At 67.9% G+C, this 25499-nt stretch carries 18 protein-coding genes; 9 read left to right on the top strand and 9 right to left on the bottom strand.

Annotated elements, in window-relative coordinates; genetic code table 11:
• Positions 1–69: 69 nt before the first annotated feature.
• Positions 70–3078, bottom strand: a complete 3009-nt coding sequence (locus ABZT02_RS11040; protein WP_356016427.1) for a TIM-barrel domain-containing protein — start codon at positions 3076–3078, stop codon at positions 70–72.
• 1324 nt (positions 3079–4402) lie between these two features.
• Between ABZT02_RS11040 and ABZT02_RS11035 the strand changes: the two genes are divergently transcribed.
• Genes ABZT02_RS11035 through ABZT02_RS11025 form a run of 3 tightly spaced genes read left to right on the top strand, consistent with a single transcriptional unit; the run spans position 4403 to position 7458 of the window.
• The gene (locus tag ABZT02_RS11035; RefSeq protein WP_356016425.1) at positions 4403–5617 is read left to right on the top strand and encodes an extracellular solute-binding protein; all 1215 of its coding nucleotides are present in this window, start codon (positions 4403–4405) and stop codon (positions 5615–5617) included.
• Positions 5618–5620: 3 nt separating this feature from the next.
• Positions 5621–6595 (top strand): sugar ABC transporter permease, encoded by a 975-nt coding sequence (locus ABZT02_RS11030; RefSeq protein WP_356016423.1) that lies wholly within the window; start codon positions 5621–5623, stop codon positions 6593–6595.
• Complete coding sequence (locus ABZT02_RS11025; protein ID WP_356016421.1) at positions 6592–7458, top strand: carbohydrate ABC transporter permease; 867 nt, start codon at positions 6592–6594, stop codon at positions 7456–7458. Before ABZT02_RS11030 ends, ABZT02_RS11025 begins: the two co-directional genes overlap by 4 nt.
• Before the next feature lie 105 nt (positions 7459–7563).
• Here ABZT02_RS11025 and ABZT02_RS11020 read toward each other — a convergent pair whose 3' ends face one another.
• Positions 7564–8352, bottom strand: coding sequence for a DeoR/GlpR family DNA-binding transcription regulator (locus ABZT02_RS11020; protein WP_356016419.1), 789 nt, complete (start codon positions 8350–8352; stop codon positions 7564–7566).
• A 516-nt stretch (positions 8353–8868) separates the two neighbouring features.
• On the opposite strand from ABZT02_RS11020, the gene ABZT02_RS11015 reads away from it, so the two are divergent.
• Positions 8869–11742 carry a hypothetical protein gene (locus tag ABZT02_RS11015; RefSeq protein ID WP_356016417.1) on the top strand — a complete coding sequence of 958 codons (2874 nt, stop codon included), beginning with the start codon at positions 8869–8871 and terminating at the stop codon, positions 11740–11742.
• Positions 11743–11794: 52 nt separating this feature from the next.
• Here the strand turns inward: ABZT02_RS11015 and ABZT02_RS11010 are convergent, their stop codons facing one another.
• Together ABZT02_RS11010 and ABZT02_RS11005 are read right to left on the bottom strand one after the other, a co-directional pair.
• On the bottom strand, positions 11795–12664 hold the full coding sequence (locus ABZT02_RS11010; RefSeq protein WP_356016415.1) for a methyltransferase domain-containing protein: 870 nt from the start codon (positions 12662–12664) through the stop codon (positions 11795–11797).
• 90 nt (positions 12665–12754) lie between these two features.
• The gene (locus tag ABZT02_RS11005) at positions 12755–13714 is read right to left on the bottom strand and encodes an ornithine carbamoyltransferase (protein WP_356016414.1); all 960 of its coding nucleotides are present in this window, start codon (positions 13712–13714) and stop codon (positions 12755–12757) included.
• A gap of 972 nt (positions 13715–14686) precedes the next feature.
• Between ABZT02_RS11005 and ABZT02_RS11000 the strand changes: the two genes are divergently transcribed.
• Complete coding sequence (locus tag ABZT02_RS11000) at positions 14687–15280, top strand: TetR/AcrR family transcriptional regulator (protein WP_356016413.1); 594 nt, start codon at positions 14687–14689, stop codon at positions 15278–15280.
• Positions 15281–15544: 264 nt separating this feature from the next.
• The gene (locus ABZT02_RS10995) at positions 15545–15718 is read left to right on the top strand and encodes a hypothetical protein (protein ID WP_356016411.1); all 174 of its coding nucleotides are present in this window, start codon (positions 15545–15547) and stop codon (positions 15716–15718) included.
• A gap of 390 nt (positions 15719–16108) precedes the next feature.
• Here the strand turns inward: ABZT02_RS10995 and ABZT02_RS10990 are convergent, their stop codons facing one another.
• The 3 genes from ABZT02_RS10990 to ABZT02_RS10980 form a co-directional block, all read right to left on the bottom strand.
• Positions 16109–16621, bottom strand: a complete 513-nt coding sequence (locus ABZT02_RS10990) for an alpha/beta hydrolase fold domain-containing protein (RefSeq protein WP_356016409.1) — start codon at positions 16619–16621, stop codon at positions 16109–16111.
• A complete protein-coding gene (locus ABZT02_RS10985) occupies positions 16618–16974 on the bottom strand; it encodes a hypothetical protein (protein ID WP_356016408.1) in 357 nt (118 codons plus the stop codon). The genes ABZT02_RS10990 and ABZT02_RS10985 overlap by 4 nt, the downstream gene beginning before the upstream one ends.
• 254 nt (positions 16975–17228) lie before the next feature.
• Positions 17229–18107 carry a helix-turn-helix transcriptional regulator gene (locus ABZT02_RS10980; protein ID WP_356016407.1) on the bottom strand — a complete coding sequence of 293 codons (879 nt, stop codon included), beginning with the start codon at positions 18105–18107 and terminating at the stop codon, positions 17229–17231.
• A 102-nt stretch (positions 18108–18209) separates the two neighbouring features.
• Between ABZT02_RS10980 and ABZT02_RS10975 the strand changes: the two genes are divergently transcribed.
• On the top strand, positions 18210–18905 hold the full coding sequence (locus ABZT02_RS10975; RefSeq protein WP_356016405.1) for an SDR family NAD(P)-dependent oxidoreductase: 696 nt from the start codon (positions 18210–18212) through the stop codon (positions 18903–18905).
• A gap of 898 nt (positions 18906–19803) precedes the next feature.
• Here ABZT02_RS10975 and ABZT02_RS10970 read toward each other — a convergent pair.
• Complete coding sequence (locus tag ABZT02_RS10970) at positions 19804–20499, bottom strand: TetR/AcrR family transcriptional regulator (RefSeq protein WP_356016404.1); 696 nt, start codon at positions 20497–20499, stop codon at positions 19804–19806.
• A gap of 105 nt (positions 20500–20604) precedes the next feature.
• On the opposite strand from ABZT02_RS10970, the gene ABZT02_RS10965 reads away from it, so the two are divergent.
• Positions 20605–21981 (top strand): serine hydrolase domain-containing protein, encoded by a 1377-nt coding sequence (locus ABZT02_RS10965; protein ID WP_356016402.1) that lies wholly within the window; start codon positions 20605–20607, stop codon positions 21979–21981.
• 139 nt (positions 21982–22120) lie between these two features.
• Here ABZT02_RS10965 and ABZT02_RS10960 read toward each other — a convergent pair whose 3' ends face one another.
• Entirely contained in the window at positions 22121–23779 is a 1659-nt protein-coding gene (locus ABZT02_RS10960) for a penicillin-binding transpeptidase domain-containing protein (protein WP_356016400.1), read from the bottom strand.
• Between the two features lie 744 nt (positions 23780–24523).
• Between ABZT02_RS10960 and ABZT02_RS10955 the strand changes: the two genes are divergently transcribed.
• Entirely contained in the window at positions 24524–25414 is an 891-nt protein-coding gene (locus ABZT02_RS10955; RefSeq protein WP_356017102.1) for an aminoglycoside phosphotransferase family protein, read from the top strand.
• Positions 25415–25499: the final 85 nt, after the last annotated feature.

Below are 25499 nucleotides of genomic sequence, written 5' to 3'. Positions count from 1 at the left end.
GGGGCGCTTGCGGGCTGCGTCGGCCGGAAGCGCCCCCGACGCGGTGTGCGTTCAAGACGCGGTGACGGGTCAGGACGCGGTGACCGAGAAGCCGTCGAAGACGGCCTGGATCCGTTCGCCTGGATAGTTGACGTTGGCGCCCGAGGCGACCAGGCCCGCGTCGCCGGTACCGGAGGCCGAGGCGACCGTGGCCGAGCCGACGGTGGACCAGGTGGTGCCGTCCTTGCTCGCGTACGCCGTGTAGGTCGTGCCGTCGCGCACCAGCTTGAGGTGGGCGGGGTGGTACGTCTGGCCGCCGCCCGCCCAGGTGTCGAGCTTTCCGTCGCCGTCGCTGTCGGTCATGAACTCCAGGCCGTACTTGTCTGTCATGACGAGGACCGCGTAGCCGCCCTTCTCGGGCGCGGTCAGGTCGTTGGCGACGGCGATACCGGCCTTGCCGACGGGACTGGCGGACTCCTGAGAGACGAGCCGTGCCCGCACGGTGGCCTTGTCCCCGACCACTGACTTCTCGTAGACGGCGGCCTTCTCGTCCTTCCAGCCGGACAGGTCCTGGCCACCCGCCCAGATGGCGAACTGGTCACCGGCCTGGGCGAATTGGGCGTCGCCCGCGGTGTCGGCGGTGCGGTACGGCGCCGAGACCGCACCCGGTTGCGGCTTCACCTTCACGGGGACGCGGTCGGAGACGGGCGGGCTGCCGTCGTAGGTCACCGTCCCGGTGAGGGTGTGGCTGCCCCAGGGCGCGTCGGCGGGCGGGGTGACGGTCCACTTGGTGGTGAGCGTGGCTCCGGCGGCGAGCGACCTGGTGGTCGCGGCCGTGGTGGACTCGGCGCGCCAGCCGTCGGGCGCCTTCAGCGCGGCCGTGACCCGCTTCAGCGGCTGGGAGCCCCAGTTGGTGGTCGTGGTGGTGATCTCGAAGGCCTCACCGTTGCCGGTCTCCGGCGCGTCGGGGGAGAGCAGTACGGAGGCGGCGGGGGCCTTGGCGCTCCGCAGGGCACGCAGCGCCTTGTCGGCGCCCTTCGCTTTGAGGTTCACGAAGGCGGGGGTGACGCCCAGGGGAGCACCGTAGCCCTTGAGGTCCTTCGGGCCGCGGATCACGGTGCCCTGGTTGACGTCGTACCAGGTGCCCGGGGGCAGATGTACGGTCCGGGTGGCCCTGTCGGCGACCTGCGGTGCGGCGAGGACGGCGGGGCCGAGCATCCACTCGTCGGAGACGGTGTAACCCGCCTTGTCCTTCGGGTAGTCGAAGAACAGCGGTCGGACGATCGGGTCACCGGTCTTCAGAGTCTGCTGCACCTGGTCCCAGATGTACGGCGCGAGACGTTCGTGCCGTTTGATCGCCGCCCGGTAGAGGTCGATGGTCTGCTGGTCGTAGACGACCTTCTGACCGGTCGTCACGTCGATCGTGTCGACGGGCGAGGTGGAGGAGTACATCAGCGGCATCAGCGAGGCGACCTGGGCCGAGCGGATCAACACGTCCTTCTCGGGCGCGGGTTGGCCTCCGGAGCCGCCGATCATGTCGGTGGTGACGAAGGGGTAGCCGATCGTGGAGATCGCGAGGTTCTGGCTGACGGAGGCGCGGACCGAGTCCCATCCGGTGCCCTTGTCGACCTGTCGGGTGACGAAGCCGGCCTGGTGGGCGGTGGAGTCCCAGTGCACGCGGATTCCGACACCCTGAAGGTCGAACTCGTCGGCGAGTTCGGTGCCGAGCCGCTGGTAGTCGGTCGGCTTGAACCCGTCGCGCGGGGCGCACTTGTCGTCGAAGAACCGGGTGTCGAACTTCAGGCCGTCGATGTCGTAGTCGCTCATCAGCGTCTTGATGCGGCCGGTGTACCAGGCCTTGGCCTCAGGGTTGGCGAGGTCGATGATGCCCGCCGTTCCGTTCCACCACGTCACGGTGCACGGCTTGGCGGTGTCGGCGGCGTCCTTGAGCAAGTAGCCCTTGTCGACGGCGAACTGGTAGTTGTCGGAGTCGAGGTTGATCCACAGGGTGGTCCAGAGCCCGAAATCGAAACCGAGGTCATGGATCTTCTTCGACATGGCCTTCGGGTCGGGGTAGGCCTTGGCGTCGAAGGTCAGGTTGCCGTAGTTCGACTCCCACTTGTCGTCGAGCTGGAGTGCGTGCCCTTCGAGCCCGTTGTCCTTCAGGTCGGTGGCGTAGTCGAGGACCTTCTCCTGGTCGACCTTGGTGTAGAACTGCGCCCAGGAATTCCAGACCGGCTTGGCGTACTGCTCGTACGTGGCGTCGCTCTTCGCCGGTTTCCCGACGATGCCGACGTAGTCGCGGTAGACCTCCAGCGGTGTCGACTCGACGAAGACGGTGGCCTTGTAGGGGTCGGAGGACTCGATGTCGAAGCTTCCGAGTCCGTCCTTGCCCTCATTGATCGCCACGTCCATGACATGCCCGGTGTCGACGCGGAGCCCGGCCGAGCTGGAGGTGTACCAGAACGGATCGATCATGTGGTACGAGGCGGGGGAGAAGCCGGGGTGCTCGACCTCGCCCCTGTCCAGCGGCCAGGGCTGGTCGGTGCCGGGACCGCCCTGCGGGGTCTCGGCCTCGCCGTGCCCGTACCAGTGCCCGGCGGAGGCCAGGTCGTAGGCGAGTCCCAGCCAGTCCGGCTCGACTCCTTCGACGTTCCAGTCGAGTTGGTAGCGGTCGGCGGCGGGAGTGAGGCGCGCCTGGACGGTGGCCCCGGCGAGCGTGGTGCCGGCGGTCAGGGTCAGGACGCCGTCCTTCCAGCGCCAGCCGGTGACGTCGGTGGCGTGCTGCCACACACCGCCGGAACGGAACCGTAAGGCGCCCGTGTCGCCGCCCGCGGTGGCGAGGACGGGGGTGCCGGCGCGTTCGGTGCGGAGCGCCAGATCGCCGTCGCTGGGAACGTCGACGGTGTAGCCCGGGCTCTTCCCGGTGGCCGGTACGGACAGGGTGAGCCCGTCCGCGGTCTCGATCACCTTCGGCCCCGGGGCCGAACCGGCCGGTGACGACTGGGCCAGGGCCGGGGGTTCCGTGCCGAGCGGGGCGAGAGTCAGGGTCAAGGCGGCGGTAAGTACGACGCCGAGTCTGCGGGGCTGTGCACGCACTGTTGTCCTCCAGCGGGCAGAGGCCGGGAAGCTCTGATGAGTGATGCAAGATCTTGTAGTTTTCCGCACATAATCTTGCAGTAAATTTCATCTGTCAACGACGCGTCCCTTGATTCCTGTGAGGCCGCGCTGGCCGCTGGTGCAGCGATGACAGGTGGGCCCGCTGCTCACGGGTATCAGCCGTGGACGGCGGGCCCGCCTCCGGAAGGCTGTTAATTCTGTGTAACCGCGTCAGGCGAGGATCGCCGAACGCGTGAGACGGCGTGGGTTGTCCGAGTCCATGCCGCGCGCCACGCCGAGGGCCGCGGCGAGTCGCCGCACCACGACAAGGTCCCCCATCGGGTCATGGCCGAAGGTCGCCGGCCGGAGGCCGACGCGGGCGATCTCGCCGGGCAGTCCCTGCGGAAGGGCGGACGGGGCGACGAATCAAATCGCCACCCTCCCGGGCCCGGTGACACTGATCGGCCCGTGCCGGTAGTTCGTCACCGAGTGCGCCTGCGTCCAGGCGCCCGCTGCCGCGCGCATCCTCAGCGCCGCTTCCTGTATCCCGCCGTGGGTCCAGCCGCTGCCGAGGAACGTGAACTGCTCGGCGCCCAGGAGCTCGCCGGTCGGTGACTCGGCGCGGGCACTCGGCGAGGGTGATCGGTGAGGGCGATCGTCCCCTGCGCGGCCGGAGCGCTCAGGTCTTTGCCCAGCGCCGCGCGTAGAAACGCCAGATCAGTGGTGGTGAACCGAGTCCGCGCGACCGGCGTCGCGTCGGCGAACTCCAGGACGGCAGCGGCACCCCCCGCAGCGCCGAAGTACCGCCCGGGGCCCCGTGGCGGTGCTCGACCAGGGCAGTGCGACCACCCGGTCGTAGCTCCATGCGGCCGGCATCGCGGACACCGCAGGGACATCGGTCTCGCCGTGGCCCGGGGACTCGCGGAGCATCGCGTCGCCTGAGCCATGAACCACGAGGTGCCGCAGCCGACGAGGCGCACGCGCTCACCCGTCCTGGGCGGCTCCACGACGCGGACCACGTCCGGCTGCCCGGTGAGCGTGATGGCGCGGTGTCGGCACTCCGGCGGGGTGGCGATCTACGCTCTGTCCGGCTGGCGGCAACTCCCATGGACCGCGCCCGGCTTGACCGAGTCGTGATCCGGCGGCCTCTTGACACTATGCGTGATCGATTGAGCATGATGGCGTTTACTGCTCGATTCTCAGTAGATTCGAGCATAAACAAGCAGTGAGCCGCACCCGTCGTCCTTGCACAGTGGCACGAAGAGAGGGTGGTACCCGAGTGAAACAGCACCTCGCAGGCACGGCCGCAGGCCTCGTTCTGGCCTTGACGCTCACTGGATGCGGCAAAGGGGGCTCCTCCGGCAGCGGCGCCTCGGACGGCCGGACGATCACCTTCGTGGCCGCGAAGTACGACGAGGACACCCGGCCCTACTGGGAGAAACTCATCAAGGACTTCGAGGCCCGCACCCCCGGCTGCAAGGTCAACCTGGAAGTCGTCGACTGGGAGCAGATGGACTCCAAGGTCAAGACGTACATCCAGACCAAGCAGCAGCCGGACGTCCTCAACTACAACAAGTTCTCGGACTTCGCCCGCGACGACCTGATCTACAAGGCCGACGAGGCGGTGTCGGCGAAGGTGCTCGGCGACTTCCTGCCCCTCTTCGCCGACCAGGCCAAGTACCAAGGAGTCCAGTACGGCCTGCCGTTCATCTCCAGCGCGCGGCTGTTCTTCTACAACAAGGCGATCTTCAAGCAGGCAGGTGTCACAGCGCCGCCGAAGAGCTGGGCCGAGGTCGAAGCCGCCGCCAAGAAGATCAAGAAGGCCAAGAAGACCGGGGTCATCCCCCTGGGACTGCCACTCGGGCCTGAGGAGGCCCAGGGCGAGTTCGGCATCTGGTCGATGAACAACGGCGGCGGCTGGGTCGACAACTCCGGGAAGTGGGCCGTCGACCAGCAGGCGAACGTGGACACGCTGACCTACCTCAGGAAGCTGACCAAGGAAGGGCTCACCCAGCCCAACCCGGAGACCACCAACCGCAAGGACGTCTTCAACCAGTTCGCACAGGGCCGGATCGGCATGATCAACGGCGCCGTCTTCATGCGCAAGGGCTTCATCGACCCCGTCGACAAGAACCTCGACTACGGTGTCGCGCCCCTGCCCAGCAAGGACGGCACCACCCACAACACCCTAGGAGTGCAGGACTACCTGGTGGCGTTCAAGAAGGACGGCGGTAAGAACCGGGAGGCCGTCAACAAGTTCCTGGACTTCGTCTACCAGAAGGAGAACGCCTCCAACTTCCTGTCCACCGAGGGATTCCTCTCGGTGACCAAGTCGGCCGGTGACGCGCTCAGTTCGGACACCGCCTACTACAAGCCGTTCGTCGACGCGCTGTCCGGCGCCAAGTTCGCGCCGGCCGACAACCCGGGCTGGGCGGCCGTCGACGGCGCGGTGAAACAGCAGATAGGCACCGCCGTGGCCGGCGGCGATCCCCGGCAGGTCCTGGAGAAGATCCAGAAGACCGCGCAGAAGGCCGGCTGACGCATGGCCGTCCACGACATCCCCGTACGCCCGTCCGGGGACCGGCGAGAGCCGGCCCCGAAGGCGGCGGCACCGCCCGGTGGCCCGGGCCGGAAACGGCGGCGCGGGCTGCGGGCTCTCGAACCGCTGCTGTGGCTCGGCCCCGCCGTCGTCCTCATCCTGGCCATGGTGGTCTGGCCGGTCGTCGAAATGGTCCGCACCTCCCTCACCCGAATCAGCTCCACCGGGCTGTCCCTCGGCTCCGCGGGCCTCGACAACTACACCGACCTGTTCGCCGAGGAGGACCTGCCGGGCGTACTGCTGCGCACGCTGATCTGGGTCGTCGGCGTCGTCGCGGTCACACTCCTACTGGCCCTGGGGCTCGCCCAGTTGCTCAACACCCGCTTCCCCGGGCAGCGGGTGGTCCGCTGGGCCCTCATCGTGCCCTGGGCGGCGTCGGTACTGATGACCGCACTCATCTGGCGCTGGATGCTCAACAACTTCTACGGCGTCGTCAACCGCCTCCTGATGGACCTGGGCCTCCTGGACAAGCCGGTGAACTGGCTGGCCGACCCCGTCCTCGGCTTCGCGGCGATGATGGCCGTGGCGGTGTTCGTCTCGCTGCCGTTCACCGCGTTCGTCATCCTCTCCGGACTCCAGACCATCCCGACGGACGTCTACGAGGCGGCCCGCATGGACGGCGCCGGGACGCTCAGGACGTACCTCTCCGTCACGCTGCCGCTGCTGCGGCCCTCGCTGCTGGTGGCCGCGATCATCAACATCATCAACGTGTTCAACTCGTTCCCGATCATCTGGGCGATGACCCGCGGCGGCCCCGGCTTCGCCACCGACACGACGACGACCTTTATGTACAAGCTCGCCTTCGACAACCAGGCCGTCGGTGAGTCGGCCGCGATGGCCGTCGTGAACTTCGCACTGATCCTCGTCGTGGTGCTCGCGTATCTGCGGGTCGTGCGATGGCGGGAGGAGATCCGATGACAACGCCCGCAGCGCACGCCGGACCACGGGCGGGGCACAAGGTGCGCACCGTGCTGCTCACCGGAGTCGGCTGGCTGGTCGCCCTGGTCTTCCTCTCCCCGTACCTCCAGATGCTGCTGACGGCACTGAAGCCGACGCCGGAACTGATGAAGTCCCCGCCCTCGTACCTGCCGTCCCACTGGCAGTGGTCGAACTTCGCCGACGTATGGTCGCTCGACGATCCGCCGGTCACCGGCTCGCTGGGCTTCTCGCTGTACGTCGCCGGGATGTCCACGCTGCTCGCGCTGCTCGTCGGACTGCCCGCCGCGTACTACACCGCGCGGCACCGTTTCCGCGGCCGCGGCACGTTCCTGCTGCTGGTCCTGGTCACCCAGATGTTCGCGCCCACAGCACTGCTGGTCGGCATCTACCGGGAGATGGTCAGCCTCGACCTGACCGACACCGGCGAGGCGCTGATCCTGGTCAACGCGGCGTTCAATCTGCCGTTCTGCGTGTGGATCCTCAACGCGTACTTCGCGAGTGTCCCCAAGGAGTTGGAGGAGGCGGCGTACCTGGACGGGGCCGGCCGGCTGGGGGCGCTGACCCGGATCACCCTGCCGCTGGCCATGCCCGGTGTGGTGACGGCAGCGGTGTACACGTTCATCGCCGCCTGGAACGAGTACGTCGTCGCACTCACCATCACGTCCTCGAAGGACCGCACGACGCTGACCAAGGCCATCCCCGGGTTCGTCACCGCGTACCAGGAGCAGTGGCAGTACCTCTTCGCCGCTTCCTTGCTCTCCATCGTCCCGGTCGTGGTGCTGTTCATGTTCGTGGAACGGCATCTGGTCAGCGGTCTGACGGCCGGTGGCGTCAAGGGGTGAGGCAGTGCGTCCCCCCGGTGCGGACCAGGCGCCGGGCGCCAGGGAAGGGCCGGGGCTGGACGTCGTCCCGGAGGGGCCGACAACCTCCCTGTGGCACAGGGAGGTTCAGGCGCGGACGATCTCCACGCCCCCGGCGACGAACGGCTCGATGAGTCCGGCGGGAGCGTCCTTGTCGGTGACCAGCACATGGACGTCCTCCAACGGGCAGATCCGCGCGAACGCCCGCTTGCCCAGCTTGGAGGAGTCGGCGACCACGACAACCTGCTGGGCGCGCCGCGCCAGTGTTCGGTTGATGCTGGCCTCACCTTCGTGATGGGCGGTCGCGCCGTGCACGGCGTCGATCCCGTCCACTCCGATGAAGACGTGATCCAGCGTGATCTCCGCGAGCAGTTCGGTGGCCAGCGGCCCGATCAGTTCGTACGAGGCCGGACGGGCCACTCCGCCGGTGACGACGAGCTTCACATGGCGGCGCACGACCAGCTCGTTGGCGATGTTCAGGGCATTGGTGACAACCGTCAGCGAGGGCTCGACGCCCTCGGAGCCCAGGTCGCTCCGGGTCGCCAGCGCCCGTGCGACTTCGGTGGTCGTGGTGCCGCCATTGAGGCCGACCACCGCCCCGGCCTTGACCAGACCGGCCGCCGCGTGCGCTATCCGCTCCTTCTCGGGGGCGTGGCGTGCCGCCTTGTAACGCAGCGGCAGGTCGTAGGCGATCGCGTTGATCACAGCGCCGCCGTGGGTGCGGGTGACCATCTGCTGGCGAGCCAGCTCGTCGAGGTCGCGCCGGATCGTGGCAGCGGACACCGCGAGTTCGGTCGCGGCCGCCTCGACCTCGATACGCCCGTCGCGCGTCAGCATCTCCAGCAGCGCGCTCCACCTGGCCTGCGGTGTCGCCATCTTCGTCGCTCTCTGTCGGTGGTACGGGTGCCCATGAAACCACGGACGGGGCCAGCCGTTGTGGCACCCATTGCATATTTCAGTACGTTATCACCCATAAATCTACAATTTAGTGCGTCTCCTCTCAAGATTCGCGTCACAAGCTGGGCTCGGCCCGAGGGGGCGGCGCTCCACCCTCAAACGGGGGAGTGGCTGCGACCGCGAGTCGAAGAAGTTTCGGCGTGGGGAATCACCGCCGGATCCAGAGATTTGGAATCCGTGAAACCGACCACAGGCAGAAGCTCCCTGGCTATAGTTCGGAGTCTCATTCAGAGCGACGTCGAACTCGGGTATGCGGCATCATCGGGTTACCTCGGATGGTACGAGAGATGCGGGTGTGGAAATCGAACGAGTGAGTTGACGCTCGATAGTTCGGCGCCGCTTGTGATATTCCCTCGGCGGGCCGCACGTTCGCGAACTCAGTCGTCCCAATCCGATCTGTGGTGCGGAATACGGGATTCGGGAGGATAGACGGTGGTGGCAGAACCAATATTCACCGGTGTTCATACGCTGTTATCGCTGATCAAGGGACTGACCGAGAGGCCCCGATTCCTCTCCCGGCCGTCGGAGCACGAGCGGCACGGTGACCAGCCGCTGCCCCTGCTCTGCCTGCATCGCGAGACGGGTGCGAACGGCTTCCTCACCGCACTCTCAGCAAGGCTGGAGAGAGCGTCGCCTCCCAAAGTGCCGCACGCTTTCGTCGACGCGGACACCGCACAGGATCAGTCGAGACAGCGGTGGACGGTGGCAGGTGATCCCGCGGAGGTCCAACCTCTCAGAGAGGAGATGCCCCTCCTCCCGCTCCTGGATGTCCTGAGCGTCAGCCTCGCCGCCGACCGGTTCGGCACCGGGCAGTTGACTCGGTTCGACTACTACCGGCTCGCGGACTGGCTGACCGGCCAGCCGTTGCCTCCCCCGCAGGGGCGCAACGACCGGCCCGTGCTCCGGCTCCTGCGGCAGTGGAGCGGCAACGAGGCCCATCCCACGGACTCCAGTGAGCTCTCCCACGCGATCGATGTGGCGACCAGCGGGCCGACACGGCTCGGTCTGCGCCTACTGCTGTGGATCGGCAGGCGCGCCGGCTTCCGCTGGCTGGAGGCACGGGTGCCGGGGCTCAGCAGGGAATCACGGTGGTTCATCCGAGGGCAGAACTACATGATCCCTCGGCACTCGGTGAACTTCCTGGGCTTCGCGGAACGGCTCACCCTCGACCGGCGGGGCTCCGAAAGCCTTGACCAGATCAAGAAGCTCCTCGTCCACGCGTTTCTTGAGGATCTGCGCATCGCCTACCGGCGTTGCCGCTGGCGGATCGTGCCGAAGCGGTCAGGGTGGCGCCGTACCAGCTATCTGACCGTACTGCTCGACAACGTCACCCAGGAGAACGGCGGTTGGGAGCTGCTTCAGCTGATCAACGAGGTCCGCAACGAGACAGGCGAGCTCGACCCGCTGTTCGTCATCGCCGCGAGCGACGAGGCTCCGCCGACTGCGGTCGGAGGGGAGTCGGAGGCCGTCGAACCTGCCGACGCCGACTACGAGTTGTCGGAGTGGCAGCGCACTCTGCCGAGCAGACGCCAACAACTGGTCAAGGACGCCCGGTATTTCCGAGTCCGACTGCCCAGCCCGGACAATCCTTCCCATACCCGCCGTCTCCGCAGGGACGACCGTAACGCGTGGGATGTCGCTGCGGTGTTCCGGACCCGGCCGGCGCCGGTTCTTGCCCGCCGCGGTTTGGTGGAGATGCCTGTGCTCATCGCCCTGGTGCTGGCACTGGTGCCCGTTTCCCAGAACGTACAGGACTACTGGGCAGCCAACTGCTCCTACTTCCGCCCTCGGTTCACCGGCGGGGTCGCGGTGAAACTGGTCGAGGTCGCCCCGAACGACCCGCAGTGCGTCGGCTACAGCGACAACGACTCGCAGGTCTTCGGCGCCAGCGAGCGGCTCAAGGACGCCCAGAAAGCGATCTTCAAACAGAACGAGCTGGCCAAACGGCTGCACGAGGAGGACGCACGCCGCCCGTATCTCGGCGTCGTGTACTTCGTCGGGCTGACGCACCGCGGGGCCGCCCCGGACACGGACGACGCCTCCGCCGAGGAACTGGAGGGCCTGTACCTGAGACAGAGTCAGCAAAATGTGAAATCCAAGTCGTCGCCATTGCTCCGGGTGATCGTCGCCAACGGCGGAAGCGGCATGAGGAAAGCTCCGCAGGTCGTACGCGAGATGCTGCGCCCGCTGTTCGCGTCCGATCGAACCATTCTGGGCGTGCTGGGGCTAGATCGCACCGTCGCCGAAACCGAGGAGGCGATCACTCAGCTCGGCCTCGCGGGCATCCCAGCTGTGGGTACCACTCTCACCGGGGCCGGGCTGGCGGATCGCTCCCCTCTGTACTTCCAGCTGGTGCCTGGCAATGCGCGGCAGGCTGAACTGCTCACCAGGTATGCCCAGTATGTGCACGCAAAAAAGGTCACCGTTTATCACCCGAAGCTGGACAGCGGCGACAACTACATCAAGACCCTGGTCGAAGCCGTGCGCGGCAAGCTGGCTGACGCCAAGATCCACTCCGTGGACATGGCCTGGACGAATTCACCCATGGAGCTTGACTCGCTGTGTCAAGGCACGGTGGACCGTAGTCAGGAGATTGTCTACTACGCGGGGCGAGAGGACGACTTCGGGGACTTTCTCACCGGGGCGGCCTCCTGTTACAACGGCAAGCTTCTCCCGCGGATCATCGCAGACGACTCGGTGTCCCGGTTCATCGCACAGGAAAAGAACCGGAGGCAGACCAAGCTGGCCGGGCTGGCGGTGTCCTACGTGGGCATGGGGAGCCTGGTCACCCTGGCGGGCCCCGAATGTCTGGCGGGCAAACCCGCGCCGCTGGTGGGCGGGGGCACGCCGCTCAACGCCTTCTGCGCGGGATACAGCGATCTGCACAAGGGGCTCGCCGAGACACTGAAAGGGGACGAGGCGCCCGCCCTGTTGTGGCCGGCGGAACTCTCGGGACTCGCCTACGACGGCGCCGGGCTCTTCGTGGAGGCAATCGATCAGATGCGGCGGCGGCTGAAACACGAAGGCAGTGTCCGACCGGACCGAGGAGCGGTGGCCCAGCAGTTCCGGGAGATGACGTTCAGGGGTGCCACGGGGGCGATTTCCTTCGCCACCTCACGCATTGGGGACAACCGCAATCTCGCCATCCTGGAGATCGACAATGTCTACGATCTCAACGCGGTGCCCCAGTGTGTCTACCTCATCGGCGCTCTCTTCGAAAAGAAACAGCCCCGCAGTCCCAACGGCTGCCCGAGTACCGGAGCCGGCGGCGGCAACAGGGCACAACCAGGCGGGCTCGGTGAGGGGTGAGGGCGCGGATACGGAAGCGGCCGAGGGGTGACACAGGGGACGCCAGACACGTTCACCAGTGGTGACGGTCAGCCTGTGCCGGCAGGTCCAGCACCCTCAGTGGTCCGGGCCGGCAGCCCGAGGGCATGCTGTCCAGTGCCTCCAGCCAGGGGTCGCGTGATGCGGCCGCGGCCCGCAGCAGTCGTATGAGATCTTCGCCGGTCCAATGGCGCGCCCGGCGAGCCCCGTGCGGCCCGGCAGCTTCGCTCCAGCGGCAGGCGAGCCCCAACGCGAAGTAGGCGGGGGGTTCCACGGGCGTCCTGCGCCACAGCACAGCCTCGCCCCGCTTCTCGAGAGTCAGCACCTGTTCCATGTTGCTCAGGGTGAATTCACCCAGTGCAAGTGGGCACAGTGTGACGGCGTGGATGAGCAGGCCGGCTGTCTCCAGCAGCCGCGCGGCCGTGCGCGGGGTCGAGTAGCTTCCGATGGTGAGTGCGAGATCGCTCCGCAGCGAACGGCAGTGCTCGATGATCGCGGGGAGCAGCCTCAGTCCGTCCGTTCCGCCGTTGATGGACGTGCGCGGATCGTTCGTCCGGGTGGTGAAGGGGACGTACGGCGGGTTGCTGGTGACGATCAGTGGCCGAGGAAGCGGCGTCGGCGCGGTGGCCATCAGTTCCTCGGCGGAGAGCGTGGAGAAGTCCCCGAGGGCGAAGGTGACCCTCGGGTCGCCTGCTCGGGAGGCGTAGTGCTCGGCCGCCCACGCGACGGTCTCCGCGCCTCGGTCCACCCCGTGGACCCGTGCGCCGGCCCGAGCCATGGCCGCTGCTGCGGCGCCGCTGCCCGAGCCGAGGTCCAGCACGCCGCATCCGTCGGTGATGAGGTCATGGGCCGCCCAGATCCCGGTTTCCGTATCTGCTGGATCGAAGAAGACCTGGGCGGACATGGGTCTGACGAGATCGTCTTCCCGCAGGTGTGTGTAGGCCGTGACACGCGAAAAGCTGGGCAATGCCCACCTCTGTTCGTCAAGGGGTGATCAGCTGCGCGGCATGGTCGTCCACTCCAGGATCGCCATGGCGCTGGCCAGCTTCATCGATGCCTGGGTCCATGCCAGTGACCGGGCTCCGTCGAGGACTTCGCCGGTGACCTCCTCACCGCGATGGGCGGGCAGATCGTGCATGAATACCGCACGTGGCCAGCGCTTCAGCAATGTGCCGTCCACATGGAAGGGGCGGAATGCCTCGCGCCAGGCCGGGTCCGTCTTGTGGGTGCCCGTGGTCTGCCAGCGGGTGGTGTAGATGACGTCGACGTCCTTCGGGGCAAACGCCAGATCGTGGATCTGCTCGACGGCCGCCCCGACCCCCTCGGCTCGACGGGCCGCCACTCTCAACTCGCTTTCCGGCACGCCGTATCCGGCAGGCGTCGCGAAGGTGACCCGGGCATCCGGAACGGCGGCGAGTCCATGGGCCAGGGCCACCGCGGTGTTGTTGCCCTCGCCCACGTAGAGCAGACGCACGCCGGTCGGATCGCCGAAGACGTGGCGGAGAGTCGCGAGGTCGCAGACGCCCTGGCTGGGGTGCTCCTGTGCGGCCATCGCGTTGACCACGGGGAGGTGGCCCTGGCGGGACAGCATCCTGAGCTCGTCCAGAGGCCCCGAGGTCCGGGCGACCAGGGCATCGAGCATGGAGCCGAGTACCCGCCCGGTGTCCTCGAGTGTTTCCCCGGTGTTGAGTTGCAGATCGTGCGGACCGAAGGGGACCGCGGTGCCGCCAAGGCGGGTGGCGCCGACCGTGAAGGCGGTACGTGTGCGCGTGGACGTCTTGGTGAACAGCACACCGACGGCCTGGCCCTCCAGCGGGCGGTCGTGGCCGTTCCTGTCCTGGAACAGATCGACCGACCGCGTGGTGAGTTCCTTGATCAACGCTGGTTCCAGGTCGGCGAGCGAGAAGAGCCCCTGCTCGGGAACCGCACCTGGCCAGGCGTGATGGTTGTCCATGGGGCCCCGTTCAAGAAGGAAGGGCTCGTGCGGGGAGAAGCATCCGTTCACCCGGACTTGGCCCCCACGCCGATGCAACCTTCAGGTAGGAACGCCGACAGTCTCATCCTTCGCAGGAACGCACTGGCGCAAACACCGACGCCGAACGCATAGCCGTAAATTCGGTCACCCATGAATAACCGCCCTCTGATTCCTCAACGGCACCAGCCGGCCGGGGCTCGTGTTACCCCGTAGTTGGTCTCATGTCCAGGAGTCCGGAGGCCGCTGATGGCCATCTGGAGGCGCTGGTCGTCGCACCGATCGGTCCCCCATTCCGCGGTGGCGAGTTCAGCGTGGGGCCCGGTGAGTTCGCCCCGGCGGTCGGTCGCGGAGGGACACCCTCCTCACCCGTGTTTTCGCCGATGCGCGCGCATCTGACCGACCCCGGACTCACATCTCAGTACGAACCCTCTACTGGCTGTGTGCGGTGCCCGAACACGCCCACCGCACGACAGAGGCCATCGCCGGGGCCCAACCGATCGACGTTCTTCGGCAGTGTCGGCGTCCGAGTCGCGGTCCGAGTCCTCCGCGACGACTGGCCTCGTTCTCAGAGTGACGTGGAGACACTGAAGAGACGTGTGCGGCCTGGAAGTGCTTACCCGGCCACACCCGTGGGGCGTCTCCTGACCGGATAGCCGTCCACTACTTTGCCGCTCGTAGTAGCCGGAGTGACGCCCGCGCCGTCCGCCCGTCGGGCCAACGGGGAGTGCCCCCTCATGTCCGGCGGCCTGGACGTCCGCGCGGGGTCGCCTATCTCCTCAGGGACTCGTTGGCGGCCCGCTCCACCCCGTTCCCGAAGCGCAAGGCGAGCCCGAGCCGGACTCGTCGCCCGCTAAGGTGAGCCTCTAAGCGGACACCAGTCCGATATCGGGGGCGCTGTCGGCGGCTGTCCGATCTGGGAGTGTCTTCCGGAGTGGGCCCGAAGGAGGGTGAGTGGAGTCGAGGAACGATGTGCCGCAGCGTTCGGACGCGCAGCGCAACCGCGGGCGGATTCTGGAGGTGGCGCTGGTCGAGCTGTCGCGTTCGGCGGCCGTCCCGTTGAGTGTGATCGCGAAGAAGGCCGGCGTCGGACAGGGAACGTTCTACCGCAACTTTCCCAGTCGTGAGGCGCTCGTGCTGGAGGTGCACCGCCGTGAGGTGGAGCGGCTCACCGAGGGTGCGGCCGAGTTGCTGCGGAGCAGGGAGCCCGACCGGGCCCTTCGTGAGTGGATGGACCGCCTCGCCGTCTTCGCCATGGCCAAGGCCGGTCTCGCCGAGGCGCTGCGGCAGGCCACGCGGGCGACCGGTGGTCCGGAAAGACCGGGGTACTCCCTGGTCGTCGATGCGATCAAGCTCCTGCTCGACGCCAACCACGAGGCCGGCACCATCCGCCCGGGAGTGAGCGTCGACGACTTCCTCCTTGCCATCGCGGGCATCTGGGAGATCGACGTCAGCGGGGACTGGCACGGCCAGGCCGCCCGCCTCCTGGACATCATCATGGACGGCTTGCGCGTGGGAGCGCCCGGCCGGCGACAGCCCGGCACGTGAGGTGGGGCCGGCCGTACGCAGGGCTGGTGGGGGCTTCGGTCCCACAGTGAGGCCACTCCGCGCCCCTGCGCATGCCGGCGGTACCCCACAGAGTTGCTGATGGCAGGAAGTGCTCGGGTTGGCGCTTGACGATGCCGCGATTCCGGTCGCTGATCCGAGCATCACCGCGGCCTGGGGCCGCATTCCGGCCGCCGAGGAGTCGATGACGTCTGCCGGGACGGTCGTAGGGGCGTTGCACCGACCGCCTGCCGTACGCCCCCGGGGGTGGCCTCACCCTTAACGCGCGCGGTGAGCGACCCGCTCTACGGCCCTCCCGCGGCGCCCGGCCGCCAGCTCCACCACTGCGAGATCGGCCTCGACACCGCCGCCAGAAGGATCACCTGGCTGATGGAGGAAAGAACCGCGCACGAAGAGCTGGTGGCCGAACTCCCCGCCTAACTCAAGATCGGCATGCGCGTCTTCACCGTGCACCCCATTGACGACCGCGCCGGCACGTCTCTGCGCGGACAAAGACTCAACGCCGGCTGGCGCGACCTCCGCGTCCGCGTCTGAAGCCGCGCGCCAGGGTGACCCGGCGGCCCCTCGATCACCTGCTGTTCGACGCGTACCGTGAAGGCGACGACGATCTCCCGGGTTGGTCGGCTTCTTCCCATCGCCCAGAAGGAGCCGTCCGGCGGTGTCACCGTCGAACCGGACGCCCACGGGCTCGCACGCTCACGCGTCGGCCGTTCGAAAGGGTCCTGAGGCGCATCAGAGAGCGCGGCCTGGGCTACCGGCCGCCCCAAGCCTGTGTCGTACGGGGGTGATGTCGGGCACCTGAAAACTCCGCTACCGAGAGATGTCCCTCACGATGCGGGTGGCCGCGGCCCGGCCTTCGGGTGTGGGAGTCAGTGGGTAGACGTGCACGGCGTTCGCGCAGACCGTCACGTCGTGCGTCGTTCCCTCGGCGGCGGCGCGGTCGCGCAGGCGGCACACGTCCGGGTAGAAGATGTCGCGGGTGCCGATGTACACCGATACCGGTGCGAGGCCGGTCAACGGGCCGTTGATCGGGCTCAGGCGAGGGTCGGACGGGTCGTCACCGCCCGCCCAGACGCGCCCCATCTCGACGAGGCCGGCCGGCGACAACCACGGGTCATGTCGTGCGACGTCCTGCACCGCGGGTTGGCTGAGCGTGAGGTCGAGCCAGGGGGAGATCAGGACGATCCGGCGGGGCTGCGGCAGGCCTGCCGCCCGGAGCTCTTGGGCGACCCCGAGCGCGAGACCGGCGCCGGCCGAGTCGCCGGCCAGGGTCACCGACGAGGCCGGCAACCGTTCGAGCAACTGCCGGTACACCTCGGTCACCAGCGGATACGCCTCGCGGAAGTGTGCTGCGGGGCCAGGCCGTACAACGGCACCTCGACCTGGACGCCCTCGTCGGCCAGCGCACCGACAAAGGCCCAGTGCTGTGTGGTGATCTCGCTGGTGTAGGCCCCGCCATGCAGGTACACCGCACCACGAGTGACCGCCTTCCCACGTGGCAGGACGGTCCAGCAGGCGAACCCGGCCACCTGCCGCACGGACAGCTCGTGGCGTCGGCCCAGCGCGGCCGGTGGCTGTGCGGAACCCTTCGGCTTGCGCATCCTGTCCTGGGCACGCGCCGCGGTCGACGAGCCGGGCTTGGCGGTGACCCGCAAGTACAGTGCGACGGCATGCATCGCGAGGCTCATCCGTTCCTCCAGCAGTAGCGATGCGTCAGCGTATCGGCAGGCACCTGGGGTCGGTCAGCGGTCAGCGGTCACCGGACCAGGCACCCGGTCTGCGTGTCGGAGCGTTCCTGCGGCTTGAGGGGGATGAGGGCGTCCTGCTTGCCGGAGTCCGCGGTCACCGGTGCTCCGTGCCCGATGCGCGAGGGCCCGGCCCTGGGAGGGCAGGCGGACAGGGGCTCGACGGGGGTCTGCCGGCCGACTCGTCACGGCATGGAGAACAAGCCGGGGCTCGGAGGCGAGGAGTCGTCGGCGCGGACGCCGTTCGTGACGCGCAGGAACTCCAGCTTTTCCGCGTCGACCGAACCCGCGGCCACCGTGTAGACGACGAGGCGGACGTCGCATCCCGGGACGGTGAGCACGTCGCAGTCGCACGTCACCTCGCCGACCTGGGGGTGCACGACGGTCTTGCGGGCAGAGACGTGCGGGCCGACCGCGCCCTCGTCCCACAGTCGGGTGAACTCCGCACTGGTGGAGCGCAGTTCGGCGACGAGGTCGACGAGTGCACTGTCGTGGGGGTAGTCGATGAGGGCCGTACGCAGATCGGCGACGAGGGCGGGGTGCAGGGCGTCGCCGTCCTGGATCACGGGCCAGGCCGCGAGCCCTCTGGGCCCGGTGGCGAAGACCGACCGCACCAGATTCCGCTCGACGTGGGTCCGCGCGCTGGGGTCGCCCATCAGCACCGCCCAGGCGGGAGTCCAGGACAGCAAGGTCCAGTCTGCACTGAACACGCCTACGGGGAACTCTCCGAGGCGGGCCAGCATCCGTTGGACCCCCGCCGGCACATGCGTGGAGATCGTGCCGTCCTGGGGTGGAAGAAGGCCAGCCAGCCGGTAGGCGTAATCCCGCTCCGCGGGCTGTAGTTGCAGTGCCCTGGCCAGGCTCGCGACGACCTGTGCCGACGGGCTCGTGGCGCGCCCCTGCTCCAGCCGCACCACATAGTCGACCGACAGCCCCGCGAGGTCGGCCAGTTCCTCGCGTCGCAATCCCGACGCACGTCGTCCGGGCCGCGATGTCCGTCCGACGTCGAGAGGGGAAAGCCGGTCGCGCCAGCGGCGCAATGCCCTGCCCAGGGTCTCGTCCACTGGACCATTGTGTCTGTCGGACAGCCGTTGTGCCTGGTACTGGCAGTCCTACCGTCGCAGGGGGCACTGGTTCTCCTCTCGGCACCGGCCGAGAGTGAACGCATGACCACAACGTTCATCACAGGAGCCAACAAGTCCCTCGGGTACGAGACCGCCCGCCGACTGATCGAGGCCGGTCACACCGTCCTCGTCGGCGCTCGCGACAGTGCGCGCGGCCAGGCGGCCGCCGACTCACTCGGTGCCCGTTTCGTCCAGATCGACGTGACCGACGACGCGTCGGTGGCCGCGGCCGCCGACGACATCGGGGCCCGCGAGGGCGGTATCGACGTACTGATCAACAATGCGGGTGTGTTCGGGGCGCACAGCCCCGCCGACCAGCTCACGGCTGCTGACGCGAGCGCCGTGTTCGAGGTCAATGTCGTGGGGATCGTCCGGGTGACGCACGCGTTCCTGCCCCTGCTGCGCAAATCCGCGAACCCGGTCATCGTCAATGTGTCCAGCGGGATGGGGTCGTTCGCGGCCACCCACGACCCGGGTCGCGCCGAGGGCCGGGCCGTCGCACCGCTCTACACCGCGTCCAAGGCTGCCGTGACCATGCTGACGACGCAGTACGCGAAGTCCTGGTCCGACGTGAAAGTGAACGCGGTCGACCCGGGCTATACCGCGACCGACTTCAACGGGCACAGCGGCCCGCAGACAGTGAGCGAGGGCACCGACGCGATCGTCGAACTCGCCACCATCGGGGCGGACGGCCCGACCGGCGCCTTCCGCGACCGTCACGGGGACGTGGCCTGGTGATCGACATCTGAACCCGGTCCGGACGTGGCAGGGACGAGCACTGCGGAGTGCGGCTGCACGGCACCGGGGTGCGATCCCCGCTCCTCGGGACCGGCTCACATGTCTGGAGAGACCGGGTCCCGGTGGAGCCGGTTCCGGTCGGTGGACCATGGGCCCGTCGACATCTGTGCTCGCCGCCGGTCCGCGGTCTCACTACCGGTTGCGGCCGGGCCGCCAGGTCGTGTGGTGGTGGTCTGCCGGACGGGGCGAGTCCTGGTGCGACAACCGTCGCCCTCCGCGTCACGTCGAGATCTCAGGGTGGGAACGGGCCTTCAGCGACGAAGTGCGCGAAGTCGCAGCCGGGACGGGATTGCGTCCTCCGCCTGTCCCGGCGGGCCGGCTCACACCACGGTCTGGTCAGGGTTGTGGGCGGCCCCGGCCGCGTCCTCGTCGCCATAGGAACTGACGCCCAGACAGTGAGCAACTCCGGACTGCCCTGAGGCCTTCAGGGCAGTCAGTCCTCGGCGGGGGTGGCGTGTGTGTCAGGACGGGCGTTCGTGTCCGGGACGCCAGCCGACTGACAAGCCCCAATGGATTCCGGTGCTCGCCGTGACAGTGATGTGGACATGTTGCCTGCTGCTGCCCAGCCCGATCTCGTTGTAAGTCGTTGCGGGTGTGGTCGCGCAGGGGATGGTGTAGGTGGCCAAGCTCCCGATGGCTATGGTCGCTTTTCCCTCGCCGCCCACCGGCTGAAGGACGCCGTCGCCGTGACCCTTGAGTGCACCGTCAGGTACAGAGTCATGGGCAGCAACGCTCGGACCCCGTCGGTGTCCCGCTGGATGGTCCGCTGTGGGCGAGGAGGGCCGGTGCGAAGCCGAGAACAGTTATGGGCTGGTCGGGCGTGTGGTGTCGGTGGAGGTCACTGGCGTCGGCTGGGGCGGTCGGTGGCGAGGCGGGCCTCGAAGCCGTCGAGGATGGACTGGAGGCCGAATTCGAAGGTGTTGTCGGGCGCTGCGATGTACTGAGAGGCGGCGGGGGTGCCGAGGCGTGCGCGCAGCCGCGGGTATTGCTGGGCGGTCTCCGTAGCGCGTGTCATGGCGTCGGTCATCAATGGCTCGGCATCCGCGCCGTTCCTGCTCAGCCGGCGCTTCAGCGACACCTCCGCGGCGGGGCCCAGCGCGCTGCCGAGTACGAAGGTGAGCACGGTGGCGGCTGCCCGGTCCGCGTCGGCGGCGGTGAAGCCCGCCTTTTCGTAGATGGCGAGGCTCAGATCGTCATGGCGGGCCTGGCCGGGACCGTGCATGAGATGGCTGCCGAACGCCTGGCCGAGCCAGGGGTGCCGGGTGAGCATCTCGTGCATGCCGACGGCCTGGAGGGTAGCGGCGGTACGCCAGTCGGTGGCGTCGAGATCGGGCTGCTCGATCTCGTACCAGATCGCGTCGCTGGCGAGCCGGACCAGCTCGTCCTTGGTCTTGATGTGCCAGTAGACGGCAGTGGCGGCCGAGCCGAGCCGTTTGGCCAGGCTGCGCATGTTGAGACCGTCCAGCCCCTCGTCGTCCAGCAGTTCGATGGCCGCGTGGACGATCCGGTCTGCGGTCAGCGTGTCTCTCGGCATGACCATCACCTTAGTTGCACTTAGTTCACGTCAACGCTTGCACTTTGTTCAAGGCGCGGCCTACGCTCCTCCTCGTACTTAGTTCAAGTGTGTGGAGGGGGAGCGATGTCGCAGGAGAAGCTGTCGGCTTTCGTCGAGGCGCAGGCCAAGGAGTTCGGGGTTCCCGGTGTCGCCGTCGGGGTGCTTGTGGACGACCAGGAAATCCACGTGGCGCACGGGGTGACGAGCCTCGCCAACCCGCTGCCGGTCGATGAGAACACCCTGTTCCACCTGGCATCGGTGTCCAAGACCTTCACGGCGACCGCGCTGATGCGCCTGGTCGCGGAGGGGAAGGTGGACCTGGACGCGCCGGTGCGGCGCTACGTCCCCGAGCTGAAGCTCGCCGACGAGCAAGCGGCGGCGCAGATCACCGTCCTCAACCTGCTCAACCACACCGCGGGCCTGGACTGGAACCTGATCGACGACGGCAAGGGCGACCGCTCCCTGGCCGGACTCGTGGCGAAACTGCCCGAGTTGCCGCTGATCGCACCGCCCGGCGCCCGTTCCTCATACAGCCAGGCCGGATACAACCTGGCCGGACGGGTCATCGAGAAGGTCACGGGTCTGCCCTTCGAGCAGGCCATGGCCTCGCTCGTCCTGGAGCCGGTGGGCCTTTCCGACACCGTGTACGGCCTGACCGAGGTGATGGTCCGCAAGTTCGCAGTGGGCTACAACCGCGGCGAGGACGGCGCACTGCACCCCGCCCGGCCGTGGGGGGCGTTCAAGGAGGGCGCGCGCGCCGACAACCCGGGCGGCGGCCTCGCTTCCTCGGTGAGCGATCTGCTGCGCTGGGCGCGATTCCAACTCGGTCACGGCGACGGCGTGTTGCCTGCACCGGTGCTGCACGGCATGCGGGAGCAGACCATCAGGCTGCGTGCCAGCTCGCTCGGGGACGGCTTGGGCATCTGCTGGTTCCTGCACGACCTGGACGGCATGCTCGGGATCGGGCACGGCGGCTCGGGCAACGGCCAGTTCGCCGAGCTGCTCATCGTGCCGGAGCGCAACTTCGCGGTGGTCTGCCTGGCCAACGCCGGGCCGGACGGCTACCCCTTCAACCAGTCCGTCGTGCAGTGGACGCTGGAGCACTACCTCAACGTCGTCGAGCGGGAGGCGGAGCCGGTCCCGTACGACGAGGAGCAGGCCCGGCAGGTCGTCGGCCGCTACGAGATCGACGCCATGAGCCTCGACATCGCCACCGACGGCGGCCGCCTCACCCTGGCCGTCGACATCAAGCCGGAGATCCGTGAGGCGTCGGACGAGGAGATGCCGCCCGGCTACCCGGCCGCAGCCATCGGCTTCCTTGCCGGCGACGGCGACGAGTACATCGTCACCGAAGGTGGCCTCAGGGGACAGCGCGGCTACTTCTCTCGGGACGCCAGCGGCGCGGTCATCGGCGCCGATCTCGCCGGCCGGCTCTTCCACCGGACCGTGCAAGCGCCCTGATGCAGCTGAGTCCGGGCGCTGCCGAGCGGCCGCCCCTCTGACACTCCGAACCGACGGCAGCGGGACCAGGGACGCATCCCGCCACCGCATCAACCTTGCTGGCCGCTCACTCGTACTGACCGTCTCGGCTCACTTTGGATCAGCTCTCGGTCAGCAGGTGTCGAACGACGTATCCGGCGGAGTTCACACCGGAACTGCCGCCCTCGACCAACGCCGCCACGGCGATACGGGAGTTGTAGGCGGTCAGCCAGCCGTTGGTGTGATCACCCTCCTCCGCCGTACCCGTCTTGGCGCCGACGCCGGCCAGGCCGCCCAGGCGCGGGGCCGCGGTACCGCTGGTGGCCACGTCGCGCATCATCGACTGCAGGTAGGCGGCCGTACGGCTGGAGATCTGCTGCGGCGCGCTGTCCTGGTGCTGTCCGGGCAGGATGATCGGCTGTTCGAAGCCGACGTTGCGTACGGTCGCCGCCACGGACGCCATGAACAGCGGTGTGGCCGTGACCTTGCCCTGCCCGATGAACTGGGCCGCCTGGTCACCGCCCTGGACGTCGCCCGGGATGCTCGGGTCGGTGGTGGCCACGCCGCCGCCGATGGACCAGCTGCCCATACCGAAGACGCCCACGGCCTCGTCGTGCAGGGCGGAGGCGTCGCCGTTGTTGACGAGGTAGTGGAAGCCGTCCTTGATGAAGGAGGTGTTGCACGAGACGGTGAACGCCTGCGCGATGGTGGAGGCCGGATTGGCCGTCACGCCCGGGTCGTTGTGGAAGGTCTGACTGTTGGCGGTCAGCGTGTCCGTGCAAGGTGCCGGACTGCTCGGAGTGAGACCGACCTTGTCGAACAGGGCCGCCGACGTGATGATCTTCATGGTGGAGCCCGGCGATTTGATGCCGTTGATGGCGATGTCGCCGTCCGCACCCGTGTGGGAGATCGCGAGGATGTGGCCACTGCGCCAGTCGAGTGCCACCGTCCCTGCCGGTTTTCCTTGCAGGGGAGAGTCCTTCACCGCGCTCTCGGCCACCTCCTGGAGGTGCGCGTCGATAGTCGTCCTGATCTTCGGGGTCCGGCCCTTGGAGAACACCTTCAACGTCTTGACACCTTGGCCGGCCGAGCCCACCACAGCCACACCCGTGCCGGAGCTGCCGCCACTGGGTTTGGCGTTCTGGCGGATCGTCGCCGCGATGTCGCGCAGCGAGGGGAACGTGGTCAGGTCCGTCTTCCCGTCGCTTGCGACGACCTCCGCCGTGCTCGCGTCCGCGGGGAGCTTGCCCGCCGTCAGCGACTGGTCGTCGCCGAGGCCGGGGTAGAGCACGGAGTTGTTCCAGTGCACCGCCGCCTGGCCGCCGGCGCTCTGCAGCACCGCCACCGCGCTCGGATAGGTCCACGTACCGCCCGCCACCTTGGCCGTGACGTTGAAGGTGACCTTGGTGGCGCCGGATGTGACCCTAGACGGCCCGGCCGACACCACCTGCTGAAACGTCAGCTTCGTCAGGTGCAGACCGTCCGTGTAGCCCCGCAGTGCCGACGTGGCTGTGCTCGGTGCATCGGTGGCGCCCGCCGCCTCGTCGAGGTGCTGCTGCGACCAGCTGTCCAGGAATGCCCGGGTCAACTTGACGGCCTTGGCGTCCGACGGTGGTGAACTCGACACCGTCGCCGGGTCGAAGCTGTGTGCCGCTTTGGTCTGAGCGTCGTCCGTGGCCCCCGAGGCCAGACTCTGCGCGATGTTGTAGGCGCCGTATCCCCCGAGGACGAGCAGTGCCGTACACGTACCGGCTATGCCGACCTTTGCAGCTCTGTTCATGTAGCGGATCGTATATTTGTGCCCACTGCAGGTATGTCAGCATCTGGTAAAGCGTTGCCCGGCGGACAGTTCTGACAGTGCTGACAGTTCTGCGATGACGGCGACCGAGCCGGTTGACCGTATCGGGCAGGCCGTGATGTGTCTCTCCCCTCGAATCGACGTCAACTCCGGCACGCTGCACAGGGATCTCGCGCCGGCGCCACCATGCGTCGGCGACATCCGACTGCCCTGCGGAGGCGGCGCCCGGGTCGGCGGCTGCGTGAGGCCGAGCGGGCGGAACGTCTGCGCAGGGAGGGGCGGGTGAACGCTATGACGCCCAACTCGTCGCCGCTGCCCTGCACATGGCTGTCGCTGCCCGCGGCACCGACGGCCGGTTGCATCCGGGGAGTACACCTCCCGCCGCCTCCGCCGGGCCTTCGCGAATCTCGGCGTGACCCAGTCCATGGGCCGCGTCGGATGGTGCCTCGGACTACGCCGTCAGCGAGGCGTTCAACCGGGTACGCAAGGTCGAACTCGGCACTCTGCCGACGTCGTTCTCGGACGAAGCGGATCTGTCCCGTCTCAAGTCGTCTGATCCGAGGCCGCGGCTGTGACCTGGGCGACCAGAACGGTCGAGACACCCGGGCGGCCGAAAATCTCAGTTGATCTGGACCCCGGCGCATGAATACTGGCTGTTGTCTCAGTTGATCTGGTCTGCTTCCGGCGTTTCGAAATGGACTAGTGGAAGGGCCTGCGAGAGTGACCATGCACGAGGACCAGGTGGACGTGACCACCGAAATCGTTGCGACCTTGATCCAAGAACAGTTCCCTCAGTGGAGCGGCGAGGCGATCCGACTCCTGCCGTCGACCGGGACGGTCAACGCCATCTTCCGCATCGGGAACGACCTTTCCGCGCGATTCCCACTGCGTCTGGCCGATCCTGCCGAGGCACTGGCGGTTCTGGAACAGGAAGCCCAGGCGAGTGCGGAGCTGGCACAGGTGTCTCTGTTTCCCGCCCCGGAACCCGTGGCATTGGGAAAGCCTGGAGCGGGTTACCCCATGCCATGGTCGATCCAGACTTGGCTGCCGGGAACGGTCGCCTCTGATACCGACCCTAGTGGGTCGGACGCTTTTGCCGAGGACCTTGCGGCCCTCATCACAGCCCTGCGGGGCGCCGAGACGCGGGGGAGGCGTTTCAGCGGCGAAAATCGTGGCGGCGTTCTCGCTCACCATGACGACTGGATGGCGAAGTGCTTCGAGGAGAGTAAAGAGCTCCTCGACGTGCCCCGGCTGCGCCAGGTGTGGAGCCACTTTCGGGAGTTGCCACGCACGGGTGCCGACGTGATGAGTCATAGTGACTTGATTCCCGGCAATGTACTGGTCGCGGGAGACCGGCTCAGCGGCGTACTCGACACCGGCGGCTTCGGCCCGGCCGACCCCGCGCTGGATCTGGTCAGTGCCTGGCACCTTCTGCAGCCAGGCCCGCGGGAAGTGCTCCGGCGGACACTGGCCTGTGACGATCTGGAGTGGGAGCGCGGCAAGGCATGGGCGTTCGAGCAGGCGGTGGGTGTGGTCTGGTACTACGTCGAGACCAATCCGACGATGAGCAGAATGGGGCGCCGGACACTCGACCGGATTCTGGAGTCGATGGGGTGACGTCGCCCGATCGTAGGCTTTGAGGGTGCCGAACCCGGTCTCCTGCGCGAACTCCATCCCTTCCTCGAGGCTTTCGAAGGTGCGC

The sequence above is a fragment of the Streptomyces sp. NPDC005402 genome, from assembly GCF_040606575.1.
Lineage (GTDB): Bacteria > Actinomycetota > Actinomycetes > Streptomycetales > Streptomycetaceae > Streptomyces.
This window is presented reverse-complemented; position numbering and strand designations above follow the sequence as displayed.

Bases quoted from the DNA above. Each gene is read 5' to 3' on its own strand.
- ABZT02_RS11010 (WP_356016415.1), bottom strand. From the start codon at position 12,664: ATGTCCGCCCAGGTCTTCTTCGATCCAGCAGATACGGAAACCGGGATC.
- ABZT02_RS11025 (WP_356016421.1), top strand. From the start codon at position 6,592: ATGACAACGCCCGCAGCGCACGCCGGACCACGGGCGGGGCACAAGGTG.
- ABZT02_RS10955 (WP_356017102.1), top strand. From the start codon at position 24,524: ATGCACGAGGACCAGGTGGACGTGACCACCGAAATCGTTGCGACCTTG.
- ABZT02_RS10970 (WP_356016404.1), bottom strand. From the start codon at position 20,499: ATGCCGAGAGACACGCTGACCGCAGACCGGATCGTCCACGCGGCCATC.
- ABZT02_RS11005 (WP_356016414.1), bottom strand. From the start codon at position 13,714: ATGGACAACCATCACGCCTGGCCAGGTGCGGTTCCCGAGCAGGGGCTC.
- ABZT02_RS10975 (WP_356016405.1), top strand. From the start codon at position 18,210: ATGACCACAACGTTCATCACAGGAGCCAACAAGTCCCTCGGGTACGAG.
- ABZT02_RS10985 (WP_356016408.1), bottom strand. From the start codon at position 16,974: ATGCATGCCGTCGCACTGTACTTGCGGGTCACCGCCAAGCCCGGCTCG.
- ABZT02_RS11030 (WP_356016423.1), top strand. From the start codon at position 5,621: ATGGCCGTCCACGACATCCCCGTACGCCCGTCCGGGGACCGGCGAGAG.
- ABZT02_RS10965 (WP_356016402.1), top strand. From the start codon at position 20,605: ATGTCGCAGGAGAAGCTGTCGGCTTTCGTCGAGGCGCAGGCCAAGGAG.
- ABZT02_RS11020 (WP_356016419.1), bottom strand. From the start codon at position 8,352: ATGGCGACACCGCAGGCCAGGTGGAGCGCGCTGCTGGAGATGCTGACG.
- ABZT02_RS10960 (WP_356016400.1), bottom strand. From the start codon at position 23,779: ATGAACAGAGCTGCAAAGGTCGGCATAGCCGGTACGTGTACGGCACTG.